This is a genomic window from Commensalibacter melissae, assembly GCF_003691365.1.
In the GTDB taxonomy this organism is placed as follows: Bacteria; Pseudomonadota; Alphaproteobacteria; order Acetobacterales; family Acetobacteraceae; genus Commensalibacter; species Commensalibacter melissae.
Window position 1 is genome coordinate 242,133 of sequence record NZ_CP033087.1, and the last position, 17,868, is coordinate 260,000.

18 protein-coding genes are annotated in these 17,868 nt (G+C 38.8%); 13 read left to right on the forward strand and 5 right to left on the reverse strand.

The window, feature by feature from the left end; all coding sequences use genetic code 11:
• Positions 1–12: 12 nt before the first annotated feature.
• The 3 genes from D9V35_RS01030 to D9V35_RS01040 are packed head-to-tail and all read left to right on the forward strand — an operon-like array spanning position 13 to position 2,614.
• Positions 13–987, forward strand: coding sequence for a hypothetical protein (locus tag D9V35_RS01030; RefSeq protein ID WP_122122941.1), 975 nt, complete (start codon positions 13–15; stop codon positions 985–987).
• A 55-nt stretch (positions 988–1,042) separates the two neighbouring features.
• Entirely contained in the window at positions 1,043–1,978 is a 936-nt protein-coding gene (locus D9V35_RS01035; RefSeq protein ID WP_110439573.1) for a ribose-phosphate pyrophosphokinase, read from the forward strand.
• A 21-nt stretch (positions 1,979–1,999) separates the two neighbouring features.
• A complete protein-coding gene (locus D9V35_RS01040; RefSeq protein WP_122122942.1) occupies positions 2,000–2,614 on the forward strand; it encodes a histidine phosphatase family protein in 615 nt (204 codons plus the stop codon).
• A 52-nt stretch (positions 2,615–2,666) separates the two neighbouring features.
• Here D9V35_RS01040 and D9V35_RS01045 read toward each other — a convergent pair whose 3' ends face one another.
• Both D9V35_RS01045 and D9V35_RS01050 read right to left on the reverse strand, forming a co-directional pair.
• Entirely contained in the window at positions 2,667–3,611 is a 945-nt protein-coding gene (locus tag D9V35_RS01045) for an alpha/beta hydrolase (protein ID WP_122122943.1), read from the reverse strand.
• 42 nt (positions 3,612–3,653) lie between these two features.
• Positions 3,654–5,801: a TonB-dependent siderophore receptor gene (locus tag D9V35_RS01050; protein WP_122122944.1), complete on the reverse strand. Its 2,148-nt coding sequence runs from the start codon at positions 5,799–5,801 to the stop codon at positions 3,654–3,656.
• 237 nt (positions 5,802–6,038) lie between these two features.
• Between D9V35_RS01050 and D9V35_RS01060 the strand changes: the two genes are divergently transcribed.
• Genes D9V35_RS01060 through D9V35_RS01090 form a run of 7 tightly spaced genes read left to right on the forward strand, consistent with a single transcriptional unit; the run spans position 6,039 to position 11,202 of the window.
• Positions 6,039–6,653 (forward strand): 50S ribosomal protein L25/general stress protein Ctc, encoded by a 615-nt coding sequence (locus D9V35_RS01060; protein ID WP_110439591.1) that lies wholly within the window; start codon positions 6,039–6,041, stop codon positions 6,651–6,653.
• A 19-nt stretch (positions 6,654–6,672) separates the two neighbouring features.
• On the forward strand, positions 6,673–7,245 hold the full coding sequence (pth, locus tag D9V35_RS01065; protein ID WP_122122945.1) for an aminoacyl-tRNA hydrolase: 573 nt from the start codon (positions 6,673–6,675) through the stop codon (positions 7,243–7,245).
• 8 nt (positions 7,246–7,253) lie between these two features.
• Positions 7,254–8,348, forward strand: coding sequence for a redox-regulated ATPase YchF (gene ychF, locus D9V35_RS01070; protein ID WP_110439579.1), 1,095 nt, complete (start codon positions 7,254–7,256; stop codon positions 8,346–8,348).
• A gap of 44 nt (positions 8,349–8,392) precedes the next feature.
• The gene (locus D9V35_RS01075; RefSeq protein WP_122122946.1) at positions 8,393–9,661 is read left to right on the forward strand and encodes a glutamate-5-semialdehyde dehydrogenase; all 1,269 of its coding nucleotides are present in this window, start codon (positions 8,393–8,395) and stop codon (positions 9,659–9,661) included.
• Positions 9,658–10,266 carry a nicotinate-nucleotide adenylyltransferase gene (locus tag D9V35_RS01080; RefSeq protein WP_122122947.1) on the forward strand — a complete coding sequence of 203 codons (609 nt, stop codon included), beginning with the start codon at positions 9,658–9,660 and terminating at the stop codon, positions 10,264–10,266. The genes D9V35_RS01075 and D9V35_RS01080 overlap by 4 nt, the downstream gene beginning before the upstream one ends.
• 41 nt (positions 10,267–10,307) lie before the next feature.
• Positions 10,308–10,736: a ribosome silencing factor gene (rsfS, locus tag D9V35_RS01085; protein WP_110439582.1), complete on the forward strand. Its 429-nt coding sequence runs from the start codon at positions 10,308–10,310 to the stop codon at positions 10,734–10,736.
• Between the two features lie 7 nt (positions 10,737–10,743).
• Positions 10,744–11,202 carry a 23S rRNA (pseudouridine(1915)-N(3))-methyltransferase RlmH gene (locus tag D9V35_RS01090; protein WP_122122948.1) on the forward strand — a complete coding sequence of 153 codons (459 nt, stop codon included), beginning with the start codon at positions 10,744–10,746 and terminating at the stop codon, positions 11,200–11,202.
• A 1-nt stretch (position 11,203) separates the two neighbouring features.
• Here D9V35_RS01090 and D9V35_RS01095 read toward each other — a convergent pair whose 3' ends face one another.
• Positions 11,204–11,965, reverse strand: a complete 762-nt coding sequence (locus D9V35_RS01095; protein ID WP_122122949.1) for a CHAP domain-containing protein — start codon at positions 11,963–11,965, stop codon at positions 11,204–11,206.
• 263 nt (positions 11,966–12,228) lie between these two features.
• Between D9V35_RS01095 and D9V35_RS01100 the strand changes: the two genes are divergently transcribed.
• Together D9V35_RS01100 and D9V35_RS01105 are read left to right on the forward strand one after the other, a co-directional pair.
• Positions 12,229–12,891, forward strand: coding sequence for an MBL fold metallo-hydrolase (locus tag D9V35_RS01100; RefSeq protein ID WP_122122950.1), 663 nt, complete (start codon positions 12,229–12,231; stop codon positions 12,889–12,891).
• 81 nt (positions 12,892–12,972) lie between these two features.
• The gene (locus tag D9V35_RS01105; protein ID WP_122124230.1) at positions 12,973–13,452 is read left to right on the forward strand and encodes a DUF192 domain-containing protein; all 480 of its coding nucleotides are present in this window, start codon (positions 12,973–12,975) and stop codon (positions 13,450–13,452) included.
• 88 nt (positions 13,453–13,540) lie between these two features.
• On the opposite strand, the gene dps is transcribed toward D9V35_RS01105, so the two are convergent.
• Positions 13,541–14,059, reverse strand: coding sequence for a DNA starvation/stationary phase protection protein Dps (gene dps / locus D9V35_RS01110; RefSeq protein ID WP_110439586.1), 519 nt, complete (start codon positions 14,057–14,059; stop codon positions 13,541–13,543).
• A gap of 234 nt (positions 14,060–14,293) precedes the next feature.
• On the opposite strand from dps, the gene D9V35_RS01115 reads away from it, so the two are divergent.
• Entirely contained in the window at positions 14,294–15,253 is a 960-nt protein-coding gene (locus tag D9V35_RS01115; protein ID WP_122122951.1) for an SDR family NAD(P)-dependent oxidoreductase, read from the forward strand.
• A gap of 52 nt (positions 15,254–15,305) precedes the next feature.
• Here D9V35_RS01115 and D9V35_RS01120 read toward each other — a convergent pair whose 3' ends face one another.
• Positions 15,306–17,582 carry a Hint domain-containing protein gene (locus D9V35_RS01120; protein WP_122122952.1) on the reverse strand — a complete coding sequence of 759 codons (2,277 nt, stop codon included), beginning with the start codon at positions 17,580–17,582 and terminating at the stop codon, positions 15,306–15,308.
• Between the last annotated feature and the right edge of the window lie 286 nt (positions 17,583–17,868).

Consider the following 17,868-nt stretch of genomic DNA (forward strand, 5'->3'; position numbering starts at 1 on the left):
GAAATCATAAAGATGCAATTTGAAAATTTAAAGTCTTTTAAGATTGGATTCAGTTTTTTAGGTGTTTTATCTTTAATAGGTTGCATCCAGGTTCCACATCCATTTGAAAAAAACAAAACCACATCATTGACGACACCTCCTCCGTCAAGGTTAATTGTTCCACCACCTTCTAATTCAATGTTAAATGATAAAAACGCCCAGGGATTTGCCGAGGAAATGGCAAAGGCAATGTTGGAACAGACGGTTCCCGCAGTTGCACGACCCGCTCAAAAGGGGGACTGGATTTTATTGACCAAGGTGAGATCAGAAGAAGATATGATTATTCCTTCTTTTACAATTATTGCCCCTAATGGAAAAGTCGAAGCTGTGAGAAAAGGAATGCCCGTTTCAAAAAAGGATTGGATAAGTGGACAGCAAAGCATTTTTCATGATGTTTCAGAACAATCTGCGCCAATAATCAATCAGGTATTAACAGGATTACAAGCTCGGCAGATGGCGGCTGATCCACATAGTTTAAAACATCGGGCAGCCAAAATTTATTTCAAGGGTGTTTTTGGGGCTCCTGGAGACGGAAATAAAATTATTGCTCAGCAATTTGCTATTTCGTTTGCAGATAAGGCAAATGCTATTCAATATAAACCTGACCAGGCAGATTATACTGTGGATTGTCATGTCAGTGTAACAGATGGTGCGCAGGGGACACGTGGTAATCCGGTACAACATGTTGAAATTATTTGGCGGGTGACCGATAATAAGGGAAAAGAGGCGGGTAAAGTTTCACAAATCAATGATGTTCCTGCGCATCGTCTTGATCACTATTGGGGTGATATTGGCTCTGCGGTTGGAGAAGAGGCTGCTGGTGGGGTTAGGCAGGTCATCACTAATTATTCTGGTCGTGATAATCAGCCTTTGCCCGCAAATAATGCAAAAGAGTCCGCTTCTTCTAATGCACCAGAATTGAAAAATATTCAGATGCAACATAAATAATATGTTTTTTATGGTATAGATCGTTTTAACTGGTTCTGTGTGTTGGAGTTCGTTGATGAAAATTATTGCAGGGAATAGTAACCGTCCATTGGCAGAGGCGATTGCGGCAGAGTTGAAAATGCCTTTATGTGATGCGTCCGTACAACGTTTTTCGGACAAGGAAGTTTTTGTGGAAATCTACGAAAATGTAAGGGGTGAAGATATCTTTGCTGTACAAAGCACGAGTTATCCAACCAATGATAATCTTATGGAATTATTGATTATGTTGGATGCCTTGCGTAGAGGGTCTGCACGACGAATTACAGCTGTTATGCCCTATTTTGGCTATGCCCGGCAAGATCGTAAATCAGGTCCAAGAACGCCCATAAGCGCGAAGCTTGTTGCCAATCTTTTGGTTGAAGCAGGAGCGAATCGTATTTTAACACTCGATTTGCATGCAGGACAGATTCAGGGTTTTTTTGATATTCCTGTAGATAATTTATATGCGGCACCTCTATTCACACGTGATATTAAACACAAACATGCTGGTAAATCGAATTTAATGGTTGTTTCTCCTGACGTTGGCGGAGTTGTAAGAGCGCGTCAATTGGCAAAAAGACTTGATGTTGATTTGGCAATTATTGATAAGAGACGTGAGCGTGCCGGTGTTTCCGAGGTTATGAATGTTATTGGTCGCGTTAAGGGACGTCACTGTCTATTGGTCGATGACATTATCGATAGTGGCGGTTCACTTTGTAATGCGGCACAAGCTTTGATGGATGCGGGGGCAACTGGAATTGACGCATATGTGACCCATGGGGTTTTATCCGGCAGTGCCGCACAACGTGTTGAAGATTCGGTTATTGGAGAGTTAGTCATCACCGACAGTATTAAAATGACAGATGCAGTGCGTTCCGTTCGTAAAATTCGTCAGATTAGTTTGAATAATTTGATTGGTCGGGCCATTCGTGCCGTAGCGGATGAAAGCTCCGTTTCTTCTTTATTTGATTAATTATTTGAAAGGTATATCGTTATGTCTCCTTTACTGCATCGGCCCTACTGGTATCTTCGTCATGGGCAAACAGATTGGAATGTATTAAATCTGTCTCAGGGTAGAACAGATATACCTTTGAATAATACCGGCATTAAACAGGCCATAACCGCAGGGAATGCGTTGGCTAGAAACTGGAACAATTTAGAATTATCCATTACTCAGATTATAAGTTCACCTCTTGGAAGGGCAAGACGTACAGCAGATATTGTGAAATCAATCATTCATGACAAAGTTGGTGTCCAATTACCATTGGAATTGGATGATGGGCTCAAGGAGGTGTGTTTTGGTGAAGAGGAGCAAAAACCTATGGGAACATGGTATGACAAATGGATTTCAGGTGAATTTACGCCAAAAGGTGCCGAGCCTTTTTATGTTTTATGTAAAAGGATTAGCGACGCTGTAAACCGTTCTATACTGAAAGCTGGTGATGGTCATGTTTTGATTATTGCGCATGGAGGTGTTTTCCGTTCCTTGCGTTATATGATGGGATTAAAACCTAATGTAAGATTGGCCAATGCACAACCTTTATGTGCTTGTCCTCCCTTTCAGGGAGGTAAGTCCTGGTCTTTGGATCCTGTTTCTCTGGAAGCCTAATAGAGTTGGACTGGAAAGGGTGATACAATTTTTTCTTTCCTAGATAGGGTATTTATTGTGCAAATGATCGAAAGATGATTGCAACGGCTCGCCCGATTGATGCGGGAATTACACTTTGATGATCTTCATTTTCAAATTTTGTGCATGTTGTTGAAAGATCATCTATTTTTTTAAATGTTTCACAAGTTGCCAGAATACGAGAAACTTGCTGTTTTCTAAGAAGCTGTTGTTTTATTTTTGCGACTTGAGGAATTGATTGCCAATAATCAGGAAATTTCTGTTCATACTCTCCAACGGATAGGGATAGGGTTGGATGTAGTTTATGAACGTCAAGACTGGATTTAAAAGATTGGGTATGCTTGTCAATAATGCTTGGATCAAGCCATAAAGAAGGACTTGCGGCTATATAAATCTGATAGGAATCTGGATGATAGATAAGATTATATATTGTAAATAATCCACCAAAAGAGTGACCGAAGATGGCTTGTTTATGGTGATTAATTTTAAGATGTTTATCCAGTAGGGGTTTCAGATCATCTTGGATGAAATGATAAAAATAATCAGCCCCTCCAGTTTTGTATAAAATGGGGATCAAGGTATTTTGCGGTGGTGTTAAATCATAAGTTCGCAATTTAAGAATATTTTGATCTGGAGGATAGCCAATTCCAACAAGAACAGCATGATTTTTATGGATGTTATCCGGACGCTTTTCATAGGATCTTATTGTTTCCCGAACCGTGTCAAAAATACTGTTGGCATCTGTGATATAAATGATTGGATAACCATCTTCTGGGGGTGGTTCTTTTGGAATAGAGGCAAAAATCTTATAAATTTGTGATGTCTTTTTATTTTGCAGGTTAAAAGTGATAGTATCGTTGATTGTTAAGGGTTCGGTGGAAAGGCCAGCAAGGGGAGAATTACTGTTAATTGCCTTTACCGGACTGAATAACAGGAAATTCAGACAGACTAGTGTCAGATAGAACCAGAGGCGTATCATAAGATTATATCCATTATATTATTTGATAATGAAAAGAGCATATTACCATTGTGCTCTTACCTGTCCCATTATAACGCGACGTGTTCCATAAAAACAGTTAACTTTTGATGCGCAAGCAACAACATATTTTTTATCAGCAACATTGGTTACATTCAGCTGTAATAAGGTGCTGTTAATTGTGGGAAAGCTGTTTTTAAGGTCATAATGTACCTGCATATCACCAATGACAAAGCTTGGGACCTTAAAACTGTTGGCATTATCCCCGAATGTATAACCATTGTAACGAATGCCACCGCCAATTCCAACACCCTTGAACATCCCCTGTTGCAGATCATATGTTATCCATCCAGAAACCAGATTGGCAGGAGCTCCCAAGGGGCGGTTACCGATATTGTTTTTATTTGTGTCAGCACGGATCTGGATATCATTATAGGCATAGCTGGCGATAAGATTCAGTCCCGGCAATAATATTGCACGAGCTTCCAATTCAAAGCCGCGGGATCGTGTTCTGCCTGTCTGAATATTGTAGGTTGTATGTTCCGGATCGGTTGTGGTTACATTCTCTTGTGAAATGGTATAGGCAGAACCTGTCACCATGATATTGTTATTAGGCTGGTATTTGATCCCGACTTCATATTGATCTCCCTTAGTAGGTTTAAAAGCCTTACCTGCAAAGGTTGTCCCGGGTGTAGGCATGAAAGAGGTGGAATAGGAGAAATAGGGTGAAATTCCATTTTGAAAATTGTAAACGATACCGCCGCGATAGGTTACAGCTCGATCAAAATTAGAGGATGATTTTCCGCCATATTTGAAATTGGTCGAGGTGCCGACCCAGTCATATCGCCCACCCATAATAAACGACCAGTTTTTGTAATTTGCTTGATCTTGAATGTAAACACCCAACTGGTTCTGGGATTGTGTTCCGTATGAAGTGATTAGGGGTGTAAAACGTGCGCCATAAACAGGATTGAACAAATCAAGGCTTGGAATGGCCGTATTGCCCAAGGCACGTTTGGAATCTGCAAGCAGATAATCAATTCCTGTAATCAGTATATGTTTTACATTCCCTGTATCAACATGAAACTGAAGGTTACTGTCGATATTATAACTGTTCAAATGTTCATTTGATATTGTCGCCATTCTTGATACAGTTGCCTGATCACTGGCAAGTCCCTTGATAGAAATGGATCGGAAATCTGAATCAAGATGCAGGTATCTGAATTTCTGATTGAATTGAATAAAATCCGTAAAATCATGGGTTAGATTGTATTCAAACATATATTGAGAACGATGATACTGATCAAAACCAGGTTCACTGGTGTTAAGATGTGTTGAAATCTTTCCATGTCGATTTGGCAGAACTGTACCTGACGCGGGAAGTGCAATACCATAAAGGCTATTTGGATCATACTGATATAAGAAACGCATGGATACAGAAGTATCATCAGTGGCTTGCCAACTGATCTGGGGCATAATGGCGATATGGCGTTCCTTGGCAAAATCAACCTGTGTATCTCCATACCGTCCCACAGCTGTTACCCTATAGGAAAGTGTCTTGTCTTTGTTTAAAGAACCGCCAGCATCACCCATAATGTCTCCATAATTAAAGGAGGCACCACTTGCCCTCATTTCATAAGAGTCTACGGGACGTGCTTGTTTCATGGTCATATTTACAAAACCGCCTGGGCTAGCCTGTCCATAAAGTACGGAGGCGGGTCCGCGCAGGACTTCAACGCTTTGCATTAAATATTCATCAAAGGAAGGAACGGCATATGACATGCCACGTAAAAGACGAAGACCATCAAGGAACTGGACATAATTGGCATTTCCCCCAAATCCTCCAAACCCTCTTAAATAGATACTATCAAACCGTCCGCCTGGCCGACTTCCTGCAGAAATACCCGCACTATATGCAAGTGCATCTGAAACGGTCCTGGCATTTTGGTCATCCATCTGTTTGCGGGTGATGACGGTAATGGATTGGGGAACTTTTCTTAATGGACTGTTTGTCTTGGTAGCAACATCAGAATTGGTTTCAACGAATGGATTGTAATTGCGTTTGCCAACGACGGTTATTTTTTCATTATCCTTGTTTTCTTGATCTTCCTTGGAATAGGCTATTGGGTCTGCAAAAATTGTTGTAGAAACGATTAATAAAGAGAATGTTACGGTAAAATGATTAAATCGCATAGATCAGATTTTCTTGCATAATTTGAGAATGATTGTAATTATTATTTTCAACAAGAAAGAAAATCAATTTGTATTTTACTTAAAATCTTCAATTAATTTAGAAAGATATTTGCACTTTTCAAGTTTATTAGGTAAAGAGGATAGTGCATCAACACCCCTGGAGGTTGATGTTTCAGTTTTGCCTTATTTACTAGGAGTTATAACGTGGCAAGAAATTTTGTTGAATTAAAAGTATCGATGCGTGCGAAGGCTGGTAAGGGGGCAGCGCGCGCAACCCGTCGTGAGGGACTGGTTCCTGCTGTTGTATATGGTGGCAAATCAGAACCAGCCATGATTGCCCTTGATCCGCGTCTTGTTATGCGTGAATTGGGAAAATCAGGATGGCGCTCTCAACTGTATCAATTGATGGTTGATGATAAGAGAACAGTTGCCTTGATGCGTGCCGTGCAATTACATCCCGTAACCGATCGACCATTACATGTGGATTTCCAACGTATGGTTGCTGGTCAGCATATTCGCGTTGAAATACCGGTCACTTTTGAAGGTGAAGAAATCGCCCCTGGTGTAAAACGTGGTGGTGTTGTAAATATCGTTCAACATTCTGTTGAAGTAAACTGTGACGTTGAACATATTCCAGAAGCCTTTATTGCTGATCTTTCCAAATTGGATATTCACGATAATATTCGTTGGTCTGATTTAAAAGGTGCGGATAAAGTTACGCATACAAATCAGCATGAAGAAGATTTTGTAATTGCAACTATTGCGCCGCCAACCGTTGCAGTTGAAACAAGTGAAGAAACTTCGGAAGAAACATCTGAAGAAAAAACGGCCGAAGTTTCTACTGAAGAATAATTTAATGAAAGAATAGATCATGTTACTGTGGGCTGGGCTTGGAAATCCCGAGCCTGGGATGCAGGCAAATCGTCATAATATCGGTTTTATGGCGATAGATCGAATTGCTGAACGTCATGGATTTTCTCCATGGCGTAAGCGGTTTAAGGGCGAAATTGCCGAAGGTGTTATAAAGGGTGAAAAAATCCTTTTACTAAAACCTATGACCTATATGAATCTTTCTGGTGAAAGTATTCAGCCTTGTATCGCTTTTTATAAAATTCCACTTGATAACCTTTTTGTATTTCATGATGAAATGGATTTGGTCCCTGCCAAGATACGGATTAAAAAAGGGGGAGGGGCGGCTGGTCATAATGGTTTGCGTTCTACGGATAAAATGCTTGGCAGTCAGGACTATTGGCGTGTGCGTTTGGGGATAGGGCATCCAGAAGACAGATCTCAAGTTGTACGTTATGTCTTGGGAGATTTTTCAAAACAGGATAGGGAATGGCTTGATCCATTTATTGATGCAGTTGCGGAAAAGGCATCATTGTTAATTGAACGAAAAATGGACGCTTATCTATCCAAAGTGGCTTTATTGTTAAAAGGATAAAAAAAGATATGGGGTTTAATTGCGGTATTGTTGGATTGCCTAATGTTGGAAAATCAACATTATTTAATGCGTTAACGGCAACGGTTGCCGCTCAATCGGCGAATTATCCATTTTGCACCATTGAACCTAATGTTGGACGGGTTGCTGTCCCCGACCCGCGTTTGACTATTTTATCAGAAATTACGCATTCTCAAAAAATTATTCCCACAAGCTTGGAATTTGTTGATATTGCAGGTCTGGTTAAGGGAGCTTCACGTGGAGAAGGGCTCGGAAACCAGTTTTTGGCGAATATCCGAGAGGTTGATGCAATTATCCATGTTCTGCGTTGTTTTGAAAACGATGATATCACGCATGTTGAAGGGTCTGTGAATCCTATTCGGGATGCTGAAATTATCGAGACAGAGTTGATGATTGCAGATTTGGAAAGTTTAGAAAAAAGAACGGTTGCTTTACAGAAAAAAGCCAGAGGAAATGATAAAGAGGCTCAGGCCACTCTTGAATTAATTGAACCTTTGATCAAGGCCCTGCAGGATGGTAAGCCGGTTAGGGATGTCATTCCTGTTGGCGAGGAGAAGGCCATCGCCCGATTACAGCTTCTAACGAGCAAACCTGTTTTATATGTGTGTAATGTTAACGAAGAAGCCGCCGCAACTGGAAATGGGTATTCTCGGCAGGTTATTGAAATGGCAAGAAAACAGGGGGCTGAAGTCGTTATTGTTTCTGCTGATATCGAGGCAGAGGTCAGTCAGTTGGGTAAAGAGGATCAGACAGAATTTTTATCGGGTCTGGGCTTGGAAAATAGTGGTCTCGATCGTGTTATTGCTGCAGGATACAGATTGTTAAATCTGATTACCTATTTTACATGTGGTCCAAAAGAAACCCGTGCTTGGACAATTTCAGAAGGAACCAAGGCCCCGCAAGCGGCGGCAGTTATTCACAATGACTTTGAACGGGGATTTATTGCCTGTGAAACGATCGCTTATGATGATTATGTTAAATATAAGGGGGAAGTTGGAGCAAAAGAGGCCGGTAAAGTTCGAATTGAAGGAAAAGACTATATCGTTCATGATGGAGATATTTTATTGTTCAGATTTAATGTATAATCTGCAATAATTTATTTGTTTAAAATTATTAAGGAGTGGGTGGAGTGAATCGTAATTCTGCCTTATCTCAATCGAACTCGATCCAACAATTGGCTAGAAAGGTTAAAAAAGCTTCTTATTCATTGGCTCACAGCTCACTTCAACAGCGTAACAAAGCTTTGCTTTGTGCAGCAGAAGCGCTGCGTGCTTCAATGAATGCCATCCTGTCTGTTAATTCCGAGGAAGTGGAGAAAACAGAAGTTGGTGAAGCCTTTAAGGATCGTATGACATTGAATGAAAACCGGTTGGAGGCAATGGCGCATGGCTTGGAGGCGATTGCGATGTTACCTGATCCTTTAGGAAAAGAGCAGGCTTGCTGGACAAGACCAAATGGACTGGAAATTAGACGAGTTACTGTCCCTGTGGGTGTTATTGGCATGATTTATGAAAGCCGTCCGAATGTTGGTGCTGATGCGGCAGGTATTTGTATCAAATCTGGTAATGGTGTTATATTACGAGGTGGTTCCGAATGCTATCAAACGGCAATTCTAATCCATCAGGCCATGCAAAAGGGTGTTCAGGAGGCCGGCCTTGATCCTGATATAATAGCCATGGCACCGGATAATAATCGTCAACATGTGAAAGACATGTTGCAGGCCGTTGGATTAATTGATGTTTTAATCCCTCGTGGGGGACGATCCCTTGTTGAATTCATTCAGAAAGAGGCCCGTATACCTGTTTTGGCTCATGCAGCTGGATTATGTCACACCTATATACATGGGTTGGCGGATTTCGAGAAATCACGTGCTGTTTTAATAAATGCAAAAATGCGTCGAACAGGGATTTGTGGTGCCACTGAAACTTTATTGATTGATCAAGCGGTAGCCAGACAATATTTACCCAAATTAGCCGATGATTTAATTGAGTTGGGATGCCGTCTGGTCGGAGACACTATGGCAGTGAAAATTGATTCCCGTATCGGTGTGGCAAAGGAAAATGATTTTGCCACAGAATGGCTGGATTCGGTGTTATCAGTTAAGGTAGTTAAAAATATTTATCAGGCAATTCAGCATATATTAAAATATGGTAGTGGACATACCGAGGCTATTTTAACCGAGGATAAAGAGGTTGCCCGTTATTTTATGGATCATGTTGAGAGTGCTGTTGTTATGTGGAATGCCTCCACGCAATTTTGTGATGGAGGTGAATTTGGGTTTGGAGCCGAAATTGGCATTGCTACAGGTCGTTTACATGCACGAGGACCTGTTGGAGTTGAACAATTAACAAGTTATCGTTATGAAGTTATTGGAAATGGACAGGTGAGACCTGTATGATATCAATACCGACATGGGGTGATCAGAGAAATATAAAGGTTGGATTATTAGGCGGATCCTTTAATCCTGTTCATAGTGGTCATTTACAACTGGCTCGTCGGGCTTTTACCATTTTACAATTGGATCAGGTATGGTTGATGGTATCTCCGGGAAATCCTTTGAAAACCGGAAAAGAAATGGCTTCTTTTTCGGAACGTTTTCAAGGGGTGCAAAAATGCGTTGATGGTCGGCATATCATTGCGACAGATATAGAAAGTCGGTTACATACACGGTATAGTTACGATACGTTGAAAAAATTATATCAGCGCTTCCCAAATTGTAAATTTGTTTGGCTGATGGGTGCTGATGGATTGTCACAAATGGCATTCTGGTCAAGATGGCAAAAAATTTTGCGGCTCGTGCCTATAGCAATTTTTCCACGCCCTCCTTATATTTATAAGGCTTTAAACGGAAAGGCTGCACAATGGGCCCGCTCATATCGATTGCCCTCACAGAAAGCTTCGGTTTTGGCCAGTTATAAGCCGCCAGCTTGGGTATTTGTTCCATCTCCAGAAAACAAAATTTCAGCCACAGCTTTAAGGGCTCAAGGAAGATCAGGTTTATAACGGTTACATGTAAATATTAAACAATAGAAATAGGGTTATTAATGAATCAAAATAATTTATCGGAAACATTACAACAAAACAGACAACAACATAATATCAATGACAAAACGATTATAGATATCGAAAAATTGCAGAAATGCGTCAATTTGATTATTGAATCTTTGGAAGGAGATAAGGCGGAGAATATTGTTGTCATTGATTTGGTGGGAAAAGCTTCATTTGCAGATCGTATGGTTATTGCAACAGGTATGGTGGATCGTCAGATCATGGCGATGGCTGAACATCTTGACAAGATTTTGTATGAACAGGGAATAAGAAAGATCGCAATAGAAAAAAGCAGTGATTGGGTTTTATTAGATACAGGAGATATTATAGTTCATTTGTTTCGAGCAGAGGCAAGAGAATATTATAATATTGAACGTATTTGGGGGGTTGAAATTCCTGAATTTTCTGAACCTGATCAAGTTTAATTTTTCTATGTTTTCAATTATTGCCATTGGCAAAATGCGGGATAGGGCAGAACTGGATTTATTTAATCGTTATGCCAAACGTATTCGTCCCAGTTTGGAATTAATCGAAATTAATGAAAGCAAAGGTCAGCCTATTGAGACCAAGATAAAGGACGCTCAAAATCTTTTGAAAGCAGTTCCAGAAAAATCCTTGATCATTAGTTTGGATGAGGGTGGAAAAAGTTATAATAGTTTTGATTTTGCAATGCATATGCAAAAGTGTTTGGAATTATCTAAATCAATTTCATTTTTAATTGGCGGGGCAGAGGGATTGCACGCTTCTGCAATCAAGACCTCTCACTCTGTTATTTCATTGGGAAAGTTAACCTGGCCTCATATGATCGCCAGAATCTTGTTAATTGAACAAATTTACAGGGCTCAAATGATCTTGTCGGGGCACCCCTATCACCGACAGGGTCGTCCGTAGACTATTTTAAAGAGCGGTTAGGGGCGTCAGATCCAAAGAGATCACTGTCAGAAATGTTTGGCGCCAATGCAACTTCAGTTGTTGTTTTTGCTGTAGCGGCGTCAGCTGTCCACGTCCGTATATTTCCTTTTGTATTTTCACGAATAATAGGACGGGTTGTTTCCTGAGTGGATGGATATATAAATCCATGAGTAGGATAGATACTGCCAAAGGCATTTTTATTGCCATTTAAAGCCACACGAACGGCTGACCAGTCATTGTTTGCGGAAACGTCTATGACAGGTGTATTATGACTGATGCCTCTTTGCGCCCAATGAGATTGGTCGATTATGATTGTTCGCGAATCAACCACTTGTTTTACGACGGCAACATGTCCCAGGGGCATTCTTCTGGTTGGACGAAAACTCAAAACACTATTTGCTTCCGGAGTGTTTCCACGTTTATAGACGCCTTCCGCATTATTCCACCAGTCCCTTGCATTTCCCTTCAGTTGAATGTCAGATGCGGATCGGGCAAAAGCGACACACTGAATGACATGACCATAAGATTTATGTTTGAATTTATAGGTTCGGGTTCTGAAATGTGAATTTCTCGTATGATGAGTGGCAGAAACCTTGTGAACATTTGCTTTTTTATGGATTCTTTTATGTGTATGATAAACAGGGGAACGTGCCTCTACATTTGTTGACACAGTGTAAAAAGATACAAGGGAAAAAAGTAGAATTTTAATTCTTCTGGGAATAACTGGTTGAATCTTTTCCATTGGAATCCTGGTAGGTTAGGGCTTGGATTTTACGACGAATAAAATTTACTTATACTGATCTGTATATCAAGGGCAATATTAATTTGGGAGTTTTTTATTTTTTTAGAAAAATTTCTCCGAATGTGTTCTGTTATGGTGCAAAATAGCAACGATCGTATGGTTAAGGTTATTATTTGAATATTTATTTATATTTGTATAAAGAATGAATATTATTGAAGTAACAAGCTATAAATATTGAGGGTGAACACGCTTTGTTTTTAGAAATGTCCAGTTTGAAAATAGAAATTATTCCGGTTACACCCATCTATCAAAATTGTACACTAGTCTGGAACAAGGATAATAATATCGGAGTTGTAATAGACCCGGGTGCATATGTTGATACGATTCTTTCTGCAATTCAAACCAATCATATAGATATACAGGCTATTTTGTTAACGCATGGTCATTTTGATCATGTTGGTGGGGCTATGTTGTTACAGGAAAAACTTGTGCAAATATATAATAGAGCGGTTCCTCTTCTTGGTCCATTAAAAGAGGATTTGTTTTTGTTAAGTAAAGTTGTTGAAAACTGTAACCATTTTGGTTTTCCCACTTCAGAGATTCGAGATGTTAAACCATCGCGTTTTTTAAAGGATAAAGAGCGTTTGACATTTGATGGAATAAATTTTGAAGTTATTCATATTCCTGGTCATACGCCAGGTCATATAGTTTATTTTGAACCTTCTGCACGTTTGTTAATTACCGGAGATACTCTTTTCAAGGGCACGATAGGACGTTCTGATTGGGAATATGGTAATGGAGCTCTGCTGATCAAAAGCATCAAAGAGCGTTTATTAACATTGGGAGATGATATTTACTTTATACCCGGGCATGGAATGGGTAGCACCATTGGTGTTGAAAAAAAGACTAATCCATTATTAACTTAAAAATTCAGGATGTCTAAAATGAAAAATTTTTTTTTCCGCTATAGTTCAGTATTAGTAGGAATTGTAGGATTATTTACAGGAATGAGCCGGGAGGTTGTTGCAGAAAATCCCGATCATGTAATAAATAAAGCGCAGGCTGAATTGGCAAAAGAACCTCTGACAATTTCCTCTAAAGATGGAAGAAAGCATAGTTTTATAATAGAAGTTGCGAAAACCCCTAAAGAGCAAGAGGTAGGGGAGATGTTTAGAACTTCAATTCCTGAAAATGGCGGAATGTTGTTTATGTGGCCAGCCCCGCAACGTAGCATGATGTGGATGAAAAATACACTTGTTTCCCTGGATATGGTTTTTATTGGTGTAGATCATCATATTCAAGCAATTGCTGAAAATACGGTTCCATATAGTTTGGCTCCTGTCAGTAGCCTGGGTCCGGTCATCGCCACCTTGGAGTTGAAAGGTGGGATAACAGAAAAATTGGGGATCAAGGTAGGGGATGTGGTTGATAGTGCAATTTTTGATAATTCCATATCAAATGAAAAAAAATCTGTACAAAATCAATAATAACAGTTTTAGAAAATAAAAAAATCTGCTGGAAAAAATACCAGCAGATTATAAAACAAATTATGTAAAACAAAATTTCAGATAAAAGCTACTTGGCGTGTAACTTGGATGGATAGGGTTTATGTGCCTCCAGGAACCATAGTTGTTGATCCATTGCACGGGACACCTCAGTAAACAAGTCAGAAGTATCCGCATCACCAGCCTCATCAGCTTCATCAATAGCTTTGCGAAGGGCATTGGCATAGATTGCAAATCGTTCAGAAAGTGCGGTCAGATGGTCATCGACACTGATGATATCTGTTGGATATTCAGCAATGCTTGAATTCTTGGCGATTTCCTGAGTTGTTCCCAAGGCTGTTCCACCGATGGCGGCAATTCTTTCAGCCATTTTATCATTCAGCTCGTTTTGTTCATTGCGGAAATCATCCATCATTTTGTGAACACCTATAAAATTGTGCCCTTTCATATTCCAGTGGGCCTGTTTGGTAATAAGCGCGATATCAAGACCATCCGCAAGACGGGCATTTAATAGTTGGATAACAACGGTTTTAGTATTGGAATGCAAATTATTACGAGTAGGATGTAGCGGGTATTTTGTTTTGGTCATTAGACTATCTCCTAAAATAATTATTTGTAAGAATTATAAAATATTTTAAGTAATGATACAATAATAGTTTATTTTTAATTATGAGTTATCGATTATATTTAATAATTAATTAATATTTATTTATGGTAAAGTTAAGTGTTCAGAAAATAATTAAGCAGGGCTTCAGGCTTGAAGATCTGGGAAAATTCTGATTATAATCCGTTTTTTATAATTTTAAGTGACAAGAGCTCAAAAGTGATTTTTTTGATTACGGGTGCGGCAGGATTTATCGGTTTTCATATTTCAAAAAAATTGTTAGAACGTGGTGAAACGGTTATTGGTTTGGATAATCTTAATGATTACTATTCCATCGGTTTAAAAAATGCTCGATGTGACAGATTAAAAGAATATAAAAATTTTATTTTCCATCAAGTTGATATTTCTGATCAAGAGGCGATAACCTCATTATTCGACAAATATAAAGATATTAATTATATAGTTCATTTAGCTGCGCAAGCGGGGGTAAGATATTCCCTGAAAAATCCTTTTACCTATATCCAGACCAATGTTACAGGACAGTTGGTTATATTAGAGGAAGCACGTAGATTGGAAAAACTGGAGCGTATTTTTTACGCTTCATCTTCTTCTGTTTATGGGTTGAATAAAAAGATTCCTTTCAGTGAAAAAGATCGCGTCGATAAACCGGGTTCGGTTTACGCGGCTTCCAAAAGGTCTGCCGAATTATTGTCCTATAGTTACAGTCATGTTTATGGCCTGAAACAAACGGGATTACGGTTTTTTACAGTATATGGTCCATGGGGTAGACCTGATATGGCATACTATATATTTGCAAGGGCAATTGAACATCAACAGCCAATCACATTATATACAGGGGATAATCTTTCACGTGATTTTACCTACATTGATGATGTAGTGGGTGCATTAACAAGTCTATTTGATTGTTCTACCCTGGAGGATTATGACGTATATAATATCGGGAATAATTGTCAGGAACGGGTTGAAAAACTTATTGTATATTTGGAAAATTATCTCGGTAAGAAAGCATTGATCAATTATGTAACTCGCCCTAATACGGATATTGAGGCGACACTTTCAGATATTAGCAAAATCAAACAAAAAACGGGCTGGTTACCCAAAACAAACCTAAAAAACGGTGTCGAACATTTTGTCAGATGGTTCAAGGAGTGTATTTAATATCGATTAAGATTTGGACTGATTATTGTCCAAATCTTAAACTCTAGATAAATCAAGCTATATGTAATTGTTGTTGATACTCTGATTTTTCATTAATATAATAATCATGGGATAGTACTTGGATTATCAATATGCCGGGTTTGTCAGCTTTGCCATTGTCAATATTTATTACAGCATTACCATTAGTCCAGCGAGCATTGGTATTTTCCCGTGTATGCCAGCCATCCAAGGTATGAGAGGAGAGGTGCTCTGTTAGGGAGAATGCTTGGTTTTTACGCAAAAGCGTCACATTTCCAATTAAAACACCGAGTATGCGACGGTCATCAATGTAAGGACCGATAACCCGGTTTGGGCAGCTCGCACGAGAAACTAAACGTACATATACGGTGTCTGGTGGAATCTTAAAAGCAACATATCCTTCTTTTTGATATAGTTTGGTCAAAGTTATTCCAGTATTGGTTACCAGGCGCAATGCACTGTCATTGGTGATGCTTTTTTCAGGCAGTTCAATTTTATAACCTAAATCTTTAGCCCTATCCATTAAGTGATTGAAAATAGGCTCAACCAATTCCTTTGTTGTTCCCAAGGGAGCTGCTGAATCAATATTCCAGCTTTTTCCCCGATTGATAATGCTGACCACTTTTTGGTCGTGATTGAATACGGAGCGATGTCCTGTATCCAGATAGCTTTCAGTCAGAGCGCCATTAGCTTTGATGATTGCGTGTTCTTCAGTTTCAATGTGATAATAGGTATATTCTTTAATTGAACGATCATAAAAGATGGTGGATCCATTAACCAGCATGCGAACCGGAATGAAATGATTCTTAAAGAACATGCAATGTTCGGCTGTAATCAACATATCCTTAAAAGGAACACCATCAGCGATTGCATTTTTGATAATACGTACAGGATATCCGGCATTCTCGTCATTAAGGGTTGTTTTGACTTTGATTGTACGATGACCTACCCAAATAACAGGAGACGGTTTTTCTTTACCGTCAAGATAGGTGATTATCTGGTCCCCCTCTTTAATATGTTCAACGGCTATTAAACCTTTAGGGCTGGCTATCATTGTGCCTTCTAAGAAACAAGGATCGGAATTGTCCTGGTTGTTGATTATACCACCGTTTACCAATACTTGGTATGTTCCGGCATTCTTGTCAACACCAACATAAGATCCATCAAAAACACCCCCTTGTGTTAAATCGACAACTCGGTTCTGACCGTTCGAATCTGATGCGCAAAAAGGAGCGGTGGCAGATTGATAGAAAAAATCATGCTTAGTAACAGAGCCTTTTGCGCCATTGTAATTTATGGAATAAAAGGTGTTATTTTCTGTTACTGCGCCAACGTGATTATTAATGGTGCTGTTTGATAATATGGAATCTTTAAGAGTCCCATAATTATTAATGGTGGAATCAGCTGATCTTGTATTTATTGTTACCCTGAGATGTTCAACAACAGCTCCTTTATTGATGGTCAAGGAATTAATGTCCACAAGATTGATAGGGCCTTCAACGATAATTTTCGTGATATTATTTGTATAAACTGTTCTACCAGTATCCGGATCCAGGCTTGCAACCCAGTCTCCACCGATAAAAACAGGATTTTCATTCGATCTTACCAATGTTTGGTTTATATTATTTATATAATTATTTTTTACATCTATGTTACCAAATTCTGTACCGCCATTTAATGTGAAATTACCAACCGTTGGTTCACCTTTGATAATAGGGTTTATTATTTTGGCATTATTCAGTAAATTGAAGCCACTGACAATGCCATTGTCAGGTGTAAAATGATAGGCACCATTAGCAGAGATAAGATGTGAATCATAAATCTGCCCGTTATTATATCCACCAAAAGTATCATTTTTTGAAATGCCTTGGATACCCTTGCATATGTCTGCCATATTTATTGATGTATATGTGTTGTTTTGAGATAAACCACCATCTTCAATATTTAACCAGGCGTTATAAACATTTGAATTTTGAAGTATTCCACCATTTTGAATGTCAACGGTTGGCCATTGTCCATCACTGGTAATTACTATCAAATCAGTGGCAACCGCACCATTCTCTACAATTAATTTACCTCCAGATATATTGATGGGTCCTTCATAAATACCATCAGGTGCACCAAAACAAGTATCAGCACCGGTGACTTTGTACATTGTTTTGCCGGTTGCCTGGTCATAATAAGCATGAATTGTCGCATTGACGAAGGTGGTATTCTGGTTATGAATGGTTACCATTCTGCGAGTAATATGATAATTTCTATCTTGTATAATTTCTTCCTCTATTTTTGAGGATTTATTATTGTCTGCCATTATATATTAATTCTTTCTAAAATGTTTTGAAACAATTTCTGCAATATCGTTGCAGTTTATTTAATATTTATAATTCTTTATAAGTAATATTTACGTATTTATAACATTTTGTAAACAGAATAATAATTATTAAAGGCATATATATTAAAAAAAACATGGTTACTTTAATAAAAGGCTTTGGCATTTATTTGATTCTATAGGTGTAGTTTCTTATAATCTTATGAATATTAATAAAATTTTTAAAAAAAATAATTTAACAAAATTAAAAATGATGGAATCGGAGATT

Excerpts from the sequence above, each read along its gene's own strand:
- D9V35_RS01030 (WP_122122941.1), top strand. The coding sequence starts at position 13 with ATGCAATTTGAAAATTTAAAGTCTTTTAAGATTGGATTCAGTTTTTTA.
- D9V35_RS01035 (WP_110439573.1), top strand. The coding sequence starts at position 1,043 with ATGAAAATTATTGCAGGGAATAGTAACCGTCCATTGGCAGAGGCGATT.
- D9V35_RS01040 (WP_122122942.1), top strand. The coding sequence starts at position 2,000 with ATGTCTCCTTTACTGCATCGGCCCTACTGGTATCTTCGTCATGGGCAA.
- D9V35_RS01045 (WP_122122943.1), bottom strand. The coding sequence starts at position 3,611 with ATGATACGCCTCTGGTTCTATCTGACACTAGTCTGTCTGAATTTCCTG.
- D9V35_RS01050 (WP_122122944.1), bottom strand. The coding sequence starts at position 5,801 with ATGCGATTTAATCATTTTACCGTAACATTCTCTTTATTAATCGTTTCT.
- D9V35_RS01060 (WP_110439591.1), top strand. The coding sequence starts at position 6,039 with ATGCGTGCGAAGGCTGGTAAGGGGGCAGCGCGCGCAACCCGTCGTGAG.
- pth (WP_122122945.1), top strand. The coding sequence starts at position 6,673 with ATGTTACTGTGGGCTGGGCTTGGAAATCCCGAGCCTGGGATGCAGGCA.
- ychF (WP_110439579.1), top strand. The coding sequence starts at position 7,254 with ATGGGGTTTAATTGCGGTATTGTTGGATTGCCTAATGTTGGAAAATCA.
- D9V35_RS01080 (WP_122122947.1), top strand. The coding sequence starts at position 9,658 with ATGATATCAATACCGACATGGGGTGATCAGAGAAATATAAAGGTTGGA.
- rsfS (WP_110439582.1), top strand. The coding sequence starts at position 10,308 with ATGAATCAAAATAATTTATCGGAAACATTACAACAAAACAGACAACAA.
- D9V35_RS01090 (WP_122122948.1), top strand. The coding sequence starts at position 10,744 with ATGTTTTCAATTATTGCCATTGGCAAAATGCGGGATAGGGCAGAACTG.
- D9V35_RS01095 (WP_122122949.1), bottom strand. The coding sequence starts at position 11,965 with ATGGAAAAGATTCAACCAGTTATTCCCAGAAGAATTAAAATTCTACTT.
- D9V35_RS01100 (WP_122122950.1), top strand. The coding sequence starts at position 12,229 with ATGTCCAGTTTGAAAATAGAAATTATTCCGGTTACACCCATCTATCAA.
- D9V35_RS01105 (WP_122124230.1), top strand. The coding sequence starts at position 12,973 with ATGAGCCGGGAGGTTGTTGCAGAAAATCCCGATCATGTAATAAATAAA.
- dps (WP_110439586.1), bottom strand. The coding sequence starts at position 14,059 with ATGACCAAAACAAAATACCCGCTACATCCTACTCGTAATAATTTGCAT.
- D9V35_RS01120 (WP_122122952.1), bottom strand. The coding sequence starts at position 17,582 with ATGGCAGACAATAATAAATCCTCAAAAATAGAGGAAGAAATTATACAA.